Source organism: Patulibacter sp., from assembly GCF_030655195.1.
Lineage (GTDB): Bacteria > Actinomycetota > Thermoleophilia > Solirubrobacterales > Solirubrobacteraceae > Patulibacter.
In genome coordinates, this window is record NZ_JAURWA010000017.1 from 1 (window position 1) to 12,499 (window position 12,499).

General features: G+C 75.9%; 10 protein-coding genes. 3 read left to right on the forward strand and 7 right to left on the reverse strand.

Annotation, left to right across the window (positions count from 1 at the left end; all coding sequences use genetic code 11):
• Nucleotides 1–84: 84 nt before the first annotated feature.
• The 5 genes from Q7T67_RS01725 to Q7T67_RS01745 form a co-directional block, all read right to left on the reverse strand.
• Nucleotides 85–930 carry a cobalt-precorrin-6A reductase gene (locus Q7T67_RS01725; protein ID WP_304785602.1) on the reverse strand — a complete coding sequence of 282 codons (846 nt, stop codon included), beginning with the start codon at nucleotides 928–930 and terminating at the stop codon, nucleotides 85–87.
• A complete protein-coding gene (locus Q7T67_RS01730) occupies nucleotides 930–1,340 on the reverse strand; it encodes a type II toxin-antitoxin system VapC family toxin (RefSeq protein WP_304785603.1) in 411 nt (136 codons plus the stop codon). The genes Q7T67_RS01725 and Q7T67_RS01730 overlap by 1 nt, the downstream gene beginning before the upstream one ends.
• A complete protein-coding gene (locus tag Q7T67_RS01735) occupies nucleotides 1,319–1,549 on the reverse strand; it encodes a type II toxin-antitoxin system Phd/YefM family antitoxin (protein WP_304785604.1) in 231 nt (76 codons plus the stop codon). Before Q7T67_RS01735 ends, Q7T67_RS01730 begins: the two co-directional genes overlap by 22 nt.
• Before the next feature lie 172 nt (nucleotides 1,550–1,721).
• Nucleotides 1,722–7,814: a DEAD/DEAH box helicase gene (locus tag Q7T67_RS01740; RefSeq protein ID WP_304785605.1), complete on the reverse strand. Its 6,093-nt coding sequence runs from the start codon at nucleotides 7,812–7,814 to the stop codon at nucleotides 1,722–1,724.
• Nucleotides 7,815–7,930: 116 nt separating this feature from the next.
• The gene (locus Q7T67_RS01745; RefSeq protein ID WP_304785606.1) at nucleotides 7,931–8,623 is read right to left on the reverse strand and encodes a hypothetical protein; all 693 of its coding nucleotides are present in this window, start codon (nucleotides 8,621–8,623) and stop codon (nucleotides 7,931–7,933) included.
• 429 nt (nucleotides 8,624–9,052) lie between these two features.
• Between Q7T67_RS01745 and Q7T67_RS01750 the strand changes: the two genes are divergently transcribed.
• Nucleotides 9,053–9,772 carry a hypothetical protein gene (locus Q7T67_RS01750; RefSeq protein WP_304785607.1) on the forward strand — a complete coding sequence of 240 codons (720 nt, stop codon included), beginning with the start codon at nucleotides 9,053–9,055 and terminating at the stop codon, nucleotides 9,770–9,772.
• 103 nt (nucleotides 9,773–9,875) lie between these two features.
• Here the strand turns inward: Q7T67_RS01750 and Q7T67_RS01755 are convergent, their stop codons facing one another.
• Nucleotides 9,876–10,442, reverse strand: coding sequence for an NAD(P)H-dependent oxidoreductase (locus Q7T67_RS01755; protein ID WP_304785608.1), 567 nt, complete (start codon nucleotides 10,440–10,442; stop codon nucleotides 9,876–9,878).
• Between the two features lie 124 nt (nucleotides 10,443–10,566).
• Between Q7T67_RS01755 and Q7T67_RS01760 the strand changes: the two genes are divergently transcribed.
• On the forward strand, nucleotides 10,567–11,205 hold the full coding sequence (locus tag Q7T67_RS01760; protein ID WP_304785609.1) for a TetR/AcrR family transcriptional regulator: 639 nt from the start codon (nucleotides 10,567–10,569) through the stop codon (nucleotides 11,203–11,205).
• Between the two features lie 50 nt (nucleotides 11,206–11,255).
• On the opposite strand, the gene Q7T67_RS01765 is transcribed toward Q7T67_RS01760, so the two are convergent.
• Entirely contained in the window at nucleotides 11,256–11,939 is a 684-nt protein-coding gene (locus Q7T67_RS01765) for a uracil-DNA glycosylase (RefSeq protein ID WP_304785610.1), read from the reverse strand.
• A 25-nt stretch (nucleotides 11,940–11,964) separates the two neighbouring features.
• Here Q7T67_RS01765 and Q7T67_RS01770 point away from each other — a divergent pair, with 25 nt between their 5' ends.
• Complete coding sequence (locus tag Q7T67_RS01770; protein WP_304785611.1) at nucleotides 11,965–12,486, forward strand: hypothetical protein; 522 nt, start codon at nucleotides 11,965–11,967, stop codon at nucleotides 12,484–12,486.
• Nucleotides 12,487–12,499 lie beyond the last annotated feature (13 nt).

Sequence of the window (12,499 nt, forward strand, 5' to 3'; positions counted from 1 at the left end):
CGGGCCGGGCGGGCCGGGCCGGACCGCGGACGGTCACCAGACCAACGCGGCAGCCCGGCCCGCTCCCGCGGCCCCGCCCCGCGGTCAGCCCGCCAGGATCTGGGCCACCGCCTCGGCCGCCGCGGCCGCCGTGTCGACGACCACGGTCCCGGGTCCCCCCGGAGCGGCCGGCCGACGGACGACCAGGACCGGGATGCCGCGCTCGCGGGCGGCGTCGAGCTTGGCGCGCGTCGCGTCGCCGCCGGAGTCCTTCGTCACCACGAGGTCGATCCCGTGCTCGGCGAGCAGGTCCCGCTCGCCCTCGAGGGCGTACGGGCCGCGGTCGAGGAGCAGCTCGTGGTGCGGCGGCAGCGGGCCGTCGGGGGCCTCGATCGCGCGGACGAGGAACCAGGCGTCGTCGACCGCGGCGAAGGCCCCGACCTCCTGCCGGCCGATCGCCAGCAGCACCCGCCGGCCGAGACCCGCGACCCGCGACGCCGCGTCGGCCAGGTCGACGGCGTCGTGCCAGTCGTCACCAGGGCCTGCGGCCCAGCCCGGCCGACGCAGGGCGACCAGCGGCACGCCGGCCGCGGACGTCGCCACGGCGGCGTTGGCGGAGATGCGCGCCGCGAAGGGGTGCGTCGCATCGACCACCGCCCGGACGCCCTCGGACGTGATCCACGACGCCAGCTCCGCCGGGCCGCCGAACCCGCCGACGCGGACCTCGCCGGGCAGCGCGGCCGGGTCGGCGACCCGCCCGGCGAGCGAGGTGATCGGCCGCAGGTCCGGGCGGGCGTCGAGCAGTCCCGCCAGCTCCCGGGCGTCAGCCGTCCCGCCCAGGACGAGGACGGTCGAAGGGCCGCCGCCGGCACCCCCGCCGCCGCCGGCATCGAGGCCCCGGCGGGCGACCGTCACGGGGTCGGGGCCGGTCGGCCCCCGCGGGTCGGCCATCACCAGACGGTGGCGTCCGGCGCGAAGGTCCGGATCGCCGTGTCGCGCGTCACGAGGAGCGCCCGGTGGTCCACGGCGGTGGCGAGGATGAACCGGTCCGCCGGGTCCCAGTGCATGCCCTCGGCCCCGAGGCCCGCGGCCCCGACGGCGATCGTGCTCGTCAGCGGCAGCTCGACGGTCCGGGCGTCCGCGGACAGGGCGCGACGGACCCATGCCGAGGGAGAGCGATCGAGCTCGATGCGCCCGCGATCGGCGAGCATCGCGACCTCCCACGCGCTGATCGCGGGGATGCCCACCGCATCCGCCGAGGCGATCGCGTCCGCCGCCGGCCCGGACAGGCGCGCGCGGTCCGCCGCCCACCAGAGCCAGACGTGCGTGTCGAGGACGATCACGTCGTCTCGGCGTCCCACGACACGTCGATCGGGCCCGCGAGCGCCTCGTCGTCCACGAGGAACCGCACCGACCCGGCCAGTGGAGCCTCGTCGAGGATCGGGACCAGGCGCGCCACGGGGCGCCCGTGCTTCGTCACCACCACGGGCTCACCGGACGACTGGACGCGGTCGAGGACCCCGAGGAGCTCGGCCTTCAGGCGCGTGGCGGTGTAGGACGTCTCGCTCATGACCATGGTCACCGTACCATGGTCACTCATCACGAGCCCGGGGTCGGACGGGCCGGGACCCGGGTTACGGACTCCGCCCTTCGGCCCCCGCCCGGGCCCCAGTTCGCACCACCGCTCCCGTCAGGCGTGGCCCGCACCGTCGCTCCCGTCAGGCTCCGCCCCGTCCCACCACTCACGCCCGCGCCAGGTACTTCGTCGGCGCGGAGCGGAAGCCCGCCGGGACGAGCAGCGGCTCCAACGGGTGGCCGATGACCTCGAGACCGTCGATCCGCTCGAGTTGCAGGCCCTTGCGCGGCAGCGATCCCGCCTTGCCCGTCTGGACCGCCTCGACCAGGGCGGCGAAGGCGATCGGCAGGCGCGGGTCGTCGTAGGCGACCAGGACCTGGAGCGCCTTGCCGGAGCGGTCGACGAAGAGGACCGGGTCCGGGCCGACGAGGACGACGCGGGCCCCCTGCGCGCGCTGCGGCCGGGGATCGGTCGCGGTCGACGGACGCTGCAGGTGCGCGGTCCGCCCGTAGCCGCCGGCGACGTCGCGCTCCAGATCGGCCGTGTCCCCCCGGTCCGTGCGCGGGGCCGGCAGCTCGGGCCACGGCATCAGGGTGCCGTAGGGCTGCGCGGGGTCGGTGGCGTCGAGCGTCGTCGCCGGGAGCGGCCGGCCGAGGTGGTCCAGCGCGCTGACCTCGCCGTCGGGCCCGTGGACCTGCGGCACGGACTGGCCGCGCAGCCGCTCGACCGCGCCGGGCAGCGCGAACTGCGCGCCGCCGAGGCCCTCGACGAAGTAGCCGCGCCGGCAGACGCCGAGCGTCTCGAGCGCCCCGAAGCTGTCGTAGAGCGTGGAGAAGCCGCCGGCGATGCCCTCGGCCTTGACGTGCTCGCGGGTGACGATCCCGTGACGCTCGAGGAGCAGCTCGGCGAGGGTCCGCCGGCGCAGGCCGGGGTCGATCGCGGCCCCGCCGGCGTCGACGAACAGCGGGGCGGTCAGCGAGAAGCGGCCCTGCGTGGCCGTGGCCTGCGCGCCCGTCGCGCGCGGCCCGAACCGCCGCCGCCCCCCGCGCGCCGAGGACATCCCCCGCGGCATGGCCGGCTGCGGCTTCTGCGCCTTCATCCCGGCCCGGCCGGCGCGCAGCGGGGCGAACACGTCGCAGGTGACCTCGCCGGCCCAGATCAGGTCCCAGAGCGCGTCGCGCAGGTGCGCGGTGTGCTCGGGCAGCGCCCCGAGGACGTCGGAGAAGAACATCGACCGCGAGGCGAGGAGCTCCCTGAGCGCCGCGTGCACCGGCCCCTGGGGCCCGGACGCGCCGCCGCTCGGTCCCGCCGCTCCTCCGGCCTGGCCCGCCGGCCCGCGCGGGACCGCGCCCGCCGCCGCACCGGGGGCGGGCAGCGACACGCTCCCGTCGCGCACCGAGCGCCCCGTCGGCGGTCCGATCACGGCGCTGTCGTCGCGGAAGTAGAACGCCACCTTGCCACCGCCGCGCCCGAGCGCCCCGGCGCCGACCCAGACGACCTCGCCCGACGCGCACAGCCCGTCGAGCCAGGCCGGCGAGTAGGCGCCCAGGCGCCGCGGCAGGACCTCGTGCTCCCACAGCTCGACCGGCAGCGCCAGCCCCTGGAGCGGGACGAGGACCTCGCGCAGGCGGTCGGGCCCCGCACCGGCGGGCCGGAAGCGATCGACGCCCTGCCAGGTCTGCGTGAACGACACCAGCGCACGGGGGTCGACCGGCTCGATCTCCTGCCGCAGGACGGCCAGCGACATCCGCCGCAGGCGCCGCAGGACCTCGGGGTCGCAGTGCTCCGTCTCGGTGCCTCCCGGACGCATCTCGCCCCGGACCAGCTCGTCCTCGCCGAGCAGCTCCCGCAGGACGGAGGACGGGTCGACGCCGTAGCGGGCGTGCAGCTCGCGGTCGACGAACGGCCCGTGCGTCGCGGCGTACCGGATGACGAGCCGCCGGTAGGGATCGCGCACGTCCTGCAGGAAGACCTCGGGCAGCCCGCCCGGGGGTACCGCACCCAGCGCGTCGCGGAAGAGCCCGGCGTCGTCGGCGGCGATCCAGCGCTGCTCGCCGCCGATGCGCATCCGGATCGCACGACGCTGCCGCTCGAGGTCCGCGAGCCAGTCCGAGGCGACGGCTCGACGCTCGTCCTCGGTGCCCACGCCCGCGACGACGGAGCCCCCGGCGTCGGACGTGGCCACGGGCGGGCCGTCGTCGTCGGGCCCGGCGACCGGCCGCTCGTCGGCCGACGACAGCGGTCCGACGGCGACGCGCTCGAGGATCTCGGCCTCGGTCAGGTCGCCGACGCGGCGGAGCACCTCGGCCAGCGCGTCGGCGTTGCGCGCGCGCGTCTTCGGCGAGCGGTGCTGCAGGTCGGCCTCGAGCTGGGCGAGCGCCCCCTCGTCGAGCAGGTCGCGCAGCTCGTCCTGGCCGAGCAGCTCGCGCAGCAGGTCGCGGTCCAGCGAGAGGGCCGCGGCACGCCGCTCGGCGTTCGGCGCGTCCCCCTCGTACATGTAGGTCGCGATGTAGTCGAAGAGCAGCGAGCTGGCCATCGGGGACGCCGTGCCGGTCTCGACCTCGACGATCGTGATCTCGCGGTTCTGGAGCTTCGTCAACAGGTCGACGAGGCCGGGGACGTCGAGGACGTCGCGCAGGCACTCGCGGTAGGTCTCGAGGATGACCGGGAAGTCCGGGAACGTCTGGGCGACCTCGAGCAGCGACTGCGCCTTGAGCCGCTGCTGCCACAGCGGGGTGCGCTTGCCGGGCCGCGCCTTCGGGATCAGCAGCGCGCGGCCGGCGTTCTCGCGGAAGCGGGCGCCGAAGAGGGCGGAGGTGCCGAGCTCGGAGACGATCAGGTCCTCGACCTCCTCCGGCTCCGGGACGAGCAGCTCGAGCACGCGGTCCCAGCCGGCGCCCATGCCGCGGCCGCCGTCGTCGGGCAGCTGCGGACCGTCGCCCGCCCCGGCGTCGGGCGTGGCCGGCGTCGGTCCGCCGTCGTCGAACGGGTCGTCACCGAAGGAGACGCCCGCCCCTCCCGCGTCGTCGATGTCGGGCAGGTGGATGATGATCCCGTCGTCGGACCAGATCGCGTCGGCCTCGAGGCCCATCTCGTCGCGGATCCGCCGGGACGCGGCCAGGCCCCACGCCGCGTGGACCCGGCCGCCGTACGGCGAGAGCAGGCAGACGCGCCAGTCGCCGATCTCGTCCTTGAAGCGCTCGATGACGAGCGTCTGGTCCGACGGGATGACGCCCGTGGCGTCCTGCTGCTCCGTCAGGAAGTCGAGGAGGTTGCGCGCCGCGAGCGGGTCGAGGTCGTAGTCGCGGACGAGCGTCGCCTCGTCCTCCCCGACCGCCCAGCGGGAGAACGCGCCGATCGCCTCGCCCAGCGCCTTGGGCCGCCCGCGCTGGTCGCCGCGCCAGAACGGCACCGCGCCCGGGGCACCCGGCGCGGGCGTGACGACGACCTTGTCGCGGCCGATCTCCTCGATCCGCCAGGTCGACGCGCCGAGCAGGAACGTCTGGCCGGCGCGGGCCTCGTAGACCATCTCCTCGTCGAGCTCGCCGACGCGCCGGCCGTCGGGCAGGACGACGCGGTAGAGGCCACGGTCGGGGATCGTGCCAGCGTTGGCGATCGCCAGGCGCCCGGCGCCCTTGCGCGGGCGGATCGTCTGGCCGACGCGGTCCCAGACCACGCGCGGCCGCAGCTCGGCGAAGTCCTGCGACGGGTAGCGCCCGTCCAGCATGTCGAGCGTGCGCTCGAACAGCTCGCGCGGCAGCTCGGCGTACGAGTGCGTGCGGGTCACCAGCGCGTAGACGTCGTCGACCGCGATCGCGGGCTCCGCGTCGTCGTCGGTCGACTCGGTGTCGGCGTCGACGGAGGCCGCGATCGCGACGATCTGCTGGGCCAGCACATCGAGCGGGTTCTTCGGGACGACCGTCGGCTCGATCAGGCCCTCCCGCATCCGCCGCACGACGACGGCGCACTCGAGCAGGTCGGCACGGAACTTGGGGAAGATCCGGCCCTTCGCGGTCTCGCCGACCCCGTGGCCCGCCCGGCCGATGCGCTGCAGGCCCGCGGCGACGGACTTCGGCGACTCGATCTGCAGGACGAGGTCGACCGCGCCCATGTCGATGCCCAGCTCGAGCGAGCTGGTGGCGACGAGGCACGGCAGCTTGCCGGCCTTCAGCAGCTCCTCGACGACCTCGCGCTCCTCGCGCGACAGCGAGCCGTGGTGCGCGCGGGCGACCTCGACGGCCGACGGGCCGGTCGGGGCGGTCTGCGCCACCCCACCGGTCTGCGGGCCGTAGTGGTCGCCGTGCGGGCGGCCGACGCCGACGACCTGGTGCTGGCTGCCGACGATGCCGCCCGCGGAGTCGGCGTCGCCCGTCGTTCCGGCCGCCGGGCGCGTGACGGCGCCCGCAGGTGCGAGGCCCGCGGCCAACCCGGCCGCGACCGCCTCGCTGCGCAGCAGCTCCTCCTCGCCCGGTGCCGACACGGGCCGGGCGCCCTCGGCCGCGACGGACCCGGGGAGCACCGTCGGCGGGGCCTTGCGCGGCAGCGGCGGCTGGATGCCGGCGTGGCGCTCGGGCCCGGGCAGCGTGAGCTCCTCGTCGGGGTCGTGGGAGCGCGACGCCGCCCACGTGCCGGCCGCCGCGGTGGCCTCGGCGCGGGCGCGCAGCTCGCGCTCCCGGGCGGCGTCCTCGGGGTCGTCCTCGTCGTCGTCCTCCCCGCCCGGCACGACGCCGTCGCGCTCGGCGATGAGCCGCCGCAGGTCGCTGTCGCGGCGCTTCTTGACCTCGTCGGGGTCCTCGTCCCACCGAGCGTCCGGATTCGCGTTCGGGTCGCCGAGCCCGGCCTCGAGCGCGGCCTGCGCGAGACGCTGCTCGGCCAGCTCGTTGAGCCGCAGGGCGAGGCGCTCCGCCGACCGGCGCGAGTTGACGAAGACGATCGTCGACCGGTGCGACTGCACGAGATCGAGGATCTCGGGGTACATCGCGGGCCAGATCGAGTTGCGGGTGGCCCCGTGCGTGGGGTCGCCGCCGGGCTCCAGGGGATCGTCGGCGAGCTGGACCCCGCCGGCCCCGGGATCCGGCTCGTCGCCGAGCCCGTCCGGGTCGTCGTCGGAACCACCGGCGGACACCGCGGCGGCGTCGTCGCCGCCCGGTTCAAGGTCGTCGTCGAGACCGTCGCCGCCCGGGTCCAGGTCGTCGCCGAACCCGTCCCCGGCGGCGCCCGCCGGATCGAGGTCCAGGTCGTCGTCGGAGACCCCGCCCGGGCCGGCGCGGCCGTCGCTCGGGGCGCCGCCCCCGGGCTCGAGCGGGTCCGCGTCGACCCCGGCGGCGGCCACCGTCCCGGCCCCCGGCGCGAAGACGGGCTCCTCGCCACCGCCCGCCGCGGCCGCGGTGTTGTCGTCGATGCCGTCCGTCTCGACGCGGCGCGGCGCGCCCGCCGGGGTCAGGTCGAGCTCGGCCATCGATTCGACGGGGACCTGGATGCGCAGGTCCATCTTCTTCTTCTCGCCGGTCTCGACGATCTTGCACGTGCGCTTGGGCCCGACGAGGAAGCGGCCGATCTCCTCCAACGGGTTCTGCGTGGCGGAGAGCCCGATCCGCTGCATGTCGTCGCCGGACCAGGCACCGGGCTGGCCGGGGACCCGCAGCGCGGAGAGCCGCTCGAGCGACAGCGCCATGTGCGAGCCGCGCTTGGTCCCGGCGACCGCGTGGATCTCGTCGATGATCACCGACTCGACGCCCGTCAACATCTCGCGCGCACCAGAGGTGAGCATGAGGAACAGCGACTCGGGCGTCGTGATCAGGACGTCCGGCGGGCGCCGGCGCATGGCCGCACGCTCGCGCTGCGGGGTGTCGCCCGTGCGCAGGGCGACCTTGATCGCGTCGCGGTCGCGGCCCTTCTCGGCGCGCAGCGCCCCGTCGCGGGACCGGTCGTCGCCCATCAGCGACGTCTGCCCGGTCGCGGCCGCGATGCCCGCCAGCGGCGCGCGCAGGTTGCGGTCGACGTCGTGCGACAGCGCCTTCAGCGGCGAGACGTAGAGCAGCCGGACGCGCTTCTGCTTGTCGGGCAGCGGGTCGGCGGACAGGCGGTCGAGGCCGTAGAGGAACGCGGCGAGCGTCTTGCCCGAGCCCGTCGGGGCCGAGATCAGCACGTGCTCGCCCGCGGCGATCAGCGGCCAGGCCTGGGTCTGGACCTTGGTGGGGCCGTCGAACGCCCGGGTGAACCAGTCGGCGACGGCAGGGGTGAAGACGTCGAGCGCCACGAGGATCCGAGACTACGCGAGCGAACGGGTGTTCGGTTGTGGGCACGGAGTCCCGGTGCGGTGTCGGCCCCGTTCCGCGACACCCCGCCGGAGATCCGCGACCCGCAGGCCCGGCCTCACGAGTACCTCCGGCGGAACGTCTCGCGCTCGTGCACGCCCGCGTAGCGCTCGCCGGCCAGGCGGCCGAGCGCCTCGTCCGCCGACGCGATCCACTCCCGGTTCGTCCCCAGCGACACCCGGTGGGTCCACGGGTCGGGCTCGTCGCCGACGCGCAGGAGGCCGAGCACCGCCGCCACCCGCGGGTCGTCGGGATCGCGCGGGGCCAGCACGATCCGGCCCGTCCGCTGCCCGCGGCCGTAGGCCGTGACGGCCCGCGGTGGCGACCACACCGTGATCGACAGCCCGACGCGCTCGAGGTCGGACCACCGCAGCGACCAGGACCTGGTCGGCCCCTCGCGCCGGAACCCCTCCTCGTCCAGGACGAGCCGGACCCCCGTGCCGCGGTGCGCGCCCCAGAGGCAGAACAGGCCGAAGAGGACGATGAGCGCCGCGATCACGAACCCGATGACGAGGACGCCCGGGCCGTTCTCCGCCGACGGGTCGCCCGCCTGCCGGACCAGCAGACCGCCGACGACCAGGCCGAGCGGCACCGCGACCAGGCCGCCGGCGAGCAACCGCGGGACGGCCCGGGCGCCGACGTCGATCGTCAGCGGCGCGGGGACGCCGGCCCCGGGCCGCGGGCGGGGTGCAGGTCGCTCGTCGCGCGTCTGCGGGTCGGCCTCCCGGTCCCCCTCGTCCCCGTCGCGCACGTCCGCAACGCTACCCGCGCGGGGCGCCCGTCACCCGGGCTCGCCCGGGGTCCGTCGCCGGCCCGCGGGACGGGAGCCGGTCCTGGCGTCCCGCTACAGGCCCCGCTGCGCCACCCACGGCCGTCCGACGGTCGCCGGGCGCCGTGCGAGGATGCCGCACCGCCGTCCACCGTCCCGTCCGTCAGGAACCCCTTGTCACCTACCGATCACCCACGTCGTCGACGGCTCGCCCGAGCTGCCGCGTGCCTCCCCCTGCTCGTGCTGCCCGCGACCGTGCCGGCGAACGCGTCCGCGGACTTCGCGTCCGCGAACACGTGGACGGGTGGGACGACTGCAGCGCAGCGCGGTGGTCCCGGCGGGGACTTCGCCGCCCGCGGCGCCCTCGTATCGATCGTCACGGGCGGCACGCGGGCCCGCATCGCGGTGTCCGTGCGCAGCCTCCGGTGCGTCGCCAACGGCACGATGCGCGGCACGGTCGTGGCGCGGCCCGGCGGCACGGGCGACCTGCTGGCCATCGAGGTCCGTGCCCGCCGCACCCTGACGACGAACGGCACGTACGGCCGCGCCCGCTCGCGGGTGACGCTCGAGCTCACCCCCGCGGCACCGGGCAAGCTCATCGGCACGGTCCGGGCGCGGGGCCGGGTGACGCTGAACGGCCGGTCGCGCCCGTGCTCCATGCGCGAGACGGTCACGCTGCGCTCGAGGGCCGCGCTGGCGGCTCCCGGGGCACTCGCCACGGATCCGCTGGCCCCGCGCGTCGGCCTCGTCGAGTCGCGGATCGCCCCCCGCGTCCCCGGTGCGATCGCCCTGACCGGCCGGAGGGACGGGACCGTGCACGGGTTCTGGTTCGCCCACCAGACCTGCCGGAGCGGCACGAAGCGCAGCGCGGCGGACCTGGTCAACGTCATCGAGCGGTTCCGGATCCGGGCCGACGGCAGCTTCCGCCACCGCGAGGTCTCCATCATCCGCAGGCGCGTGCCCGAGGGCCGCAGCCGCGTGCGCTTCGTCGCGACCATCTCCGGCCGGATCGGAGCCGACGGGGTGGCCCGCGGACGCATCGCGGTGCAGTCGCGCGACCGGGTCGCCGGCTTCGACGACCTCGTCTGCCGCACGCCGTCGACCGCGTTCACCGCCGCCCCGGCGGCCTGACGACGAACGCAGCGAGGTCCCCGACTGCCGCTGAACGACAACGGGGCGGCCGTCCGGCCGCCCCGCATCACGCTCGGTCCGGGCCCGCGGGCCCGGGGTCCGCTCAGGCCTCGACGGGCTGCTTCGTCGCGTCGGCGACCTGCTGCACGACGACGGTGAGCTTCTCGACGATCTCGGAGTCGTCGCTCGGGTGACGCTCCGCGAAGCGGATGACGGACTCGGGGACGGAGAGCTTGACGTCCTCGAGGACGGAGGCGCCGGCGATGCCGGAGGCCTTGCGGGTCTCGTCCTGCGCCCACACGCCGCCGAACTGGCCGTAGGCGGTGCCGACGACGGCGAGCGGCTTGCCGACGAACACGCCGGAGCCCATCGGGCGGGACGCCCAGTCGATGGCGTTCTTCAGGACGCCCGGGGTCGTGCCGTTGTACTCCGGCGAGAAGAGCAGGAAGGCGTCGACGGCGCCGGCGGCCTCGCGGAACTTGACGGCGGAGGCCGGGACGTCGGTCGGGTTGTCGATGTCCTCGTTGTAGAACGGGATGTCGGCGAGACCCTCGAAGATCTCGATCTCGACGCCCTCGGGGGCGAGCTTGACGGCGGCCTCGGCGAGCTGGCGGTTGTGCGAGCCCGAGCGGAGGCTGCCGACGAGGGCGAGGATGCGGACGGTGGACATGGAGACTCCGGGAGGAAGGGTGGTGGTCGGGTGGACCGGTCGTGTGGACCGCGGTCCGGTTCCTGAGTTGTAGCACGAATTCGGACCGCGGTCCACTTTGCCCCGGTCCGCTAGAGTGGATGTCGTGGCCCCTTCCCCGCCCACCCCGCTGACGGTCGTCGGCTCCGGATCGCTCCCGATGGCCTCGGGCGTCGAGGGCGAGCGCGCCGACGCCGCCCGCAACCGTCGCCGGCTGCTCGAGGCCGCCCGCGAGCTCGTCGCCGACGTCGGTGCGGGCCAGGTCACGATGGAGGCCGTCGCCGCCGCCGCACAGGTCGGCAAGGGCACGGTCTTCCGCCGCTTCGGCGACCGCGTCGGCCTGATGGTCGCGTTGCTGGACCTCGCCGAGCGCGAGAACCAGGAGGCCTTCATGTTCGGGCCTCCCCCGCTGGGCCCGGGTGCTCCGCCGCGCGAGCGGCTCGTGGCCTTCGGCGAGCAGCGGATGCGCTTCGCCGCCGAGCACCAGGACGTGCTGCTCGCCGCCGAGTCGTGCGCGTCGCGGCGCTACGTGCACCCCGCGCGGGCCGTGCCGGTCCTGCACCTCGCCGGGCTGCTGCGCGAGGCCGGCGTCGACGGGGACGTCGAGCTCCTGACGGAATCGCTGCTGGGCTACCTCGACGTCGCCCTGCAGCAGCACCTGCGCGAGACGCGCGAGATGTCCGAGGACCGGCTGCAGACCGGCTGGGTCGATCTCGTCGACCGCATCCTCGGCACCACGGGCTGAGCCCCGGGCAGCCCTGCGTCGCCTCGCCGGCGGGACCGCGGCGGCCGCGGTCAGTCCCGCGCCAGCTCCGCCGCCCGCGTCAGCACCGCGTCGAGCATGGGCGGCGTCAGACGGCCGGTGAAGGTGTTCTGCTGGCTCGGGTGGAACGTGCCCAGCAGGCGGACGTCGCCCAGATCGACCTCGGCCCCGTGGCCGAACCTCGGCCGCGGCCGGGGGATCGGCACGCCCCGCTCCGCGAGCAGCCGCAACGCGCCGTCCCAGCCGAACTGCCCCAGACAGACGACGACCCGGACGTTCGGCAGCAGGTCGAGCTCTCGCGCGGTCCACGGCAGGCAGGCGTCGCGCTCGACGGTGGTCGGCTTGTTCTGCGGCGGTGCACAGCGGACGACTGCGGTGATCCAGCAGTCCGTCAGCTCCAGCCCGTCTCCGGGGCGGTCGGCGTGGGGCTGGTTCGCGAAGCCCGTGCGGTGCAGCGCGGCGTAGAGGAAGTCGCCCGACCGGTCGCCGGTGAACATGCGGCCCGTGCGGTTGGCCCCGTGCGCGGCGGGGGCCAAGCCGACGAGCAGCACGCGGGCGGCGGGATCGCCGAAGGCGGGCACCGGGCGGCCCCAGTACTCCTCGTCGCGGTACGCGGCGCGCTTGACCTGCGCGACCTCCTCGCGCCAGGCGACGAGTCGCGGGCAGGCCCGGCAGGCGCTGACCTGCTGCTGGTGTTCGGCCAGGGCCGCGTCCACCGGGCCTACGGTACCGTTCGACCCCGTGTTCGCCCCGCGCCTGGCCCTGCTCTCCGTGTCCGGTGTCGTCGTCGCCGCCGGTCTCTCCGGGTGCGCCCAGCAGGGGGGCGTCGAGGACAAGGACTTCTCCGGCGAGGCCGCCCGGGTGGCCAACGTCGTCCGCGAGCTCGACGATGCCTACGCGGACGAGCAGAACGACGACAGCGGCGCGGCGACGGCCTGCCGCAACCTGCTCTCCGCCCGCCTCGTCGCCTCGCTCGGCGGCCGGGACTGCGCCAGGAACGCCGCGGCGGCCCTGAAGAACTCCGACGCCACGCAGATGGACGTCCGCAAGGTCACGATCCGCGGCAACGTCGCGACGGTCGAGGCCCGGCTCAAGCTGGGCGACGACCAGCAGCGCCTGGACACCCTGACCCTCGTGCAGGAGGGCCGGTCGTGGAAGTTCGACGGCAGCGCGACGGGCAAGCGGGGCGAGAAGGCCGCGCCCGCCGCGCCCGCCACCGCGGCGCCGACGTCGACGACCGCCGCGCCGACGCCCTCCTCCTGATCCCGGGGGGCCT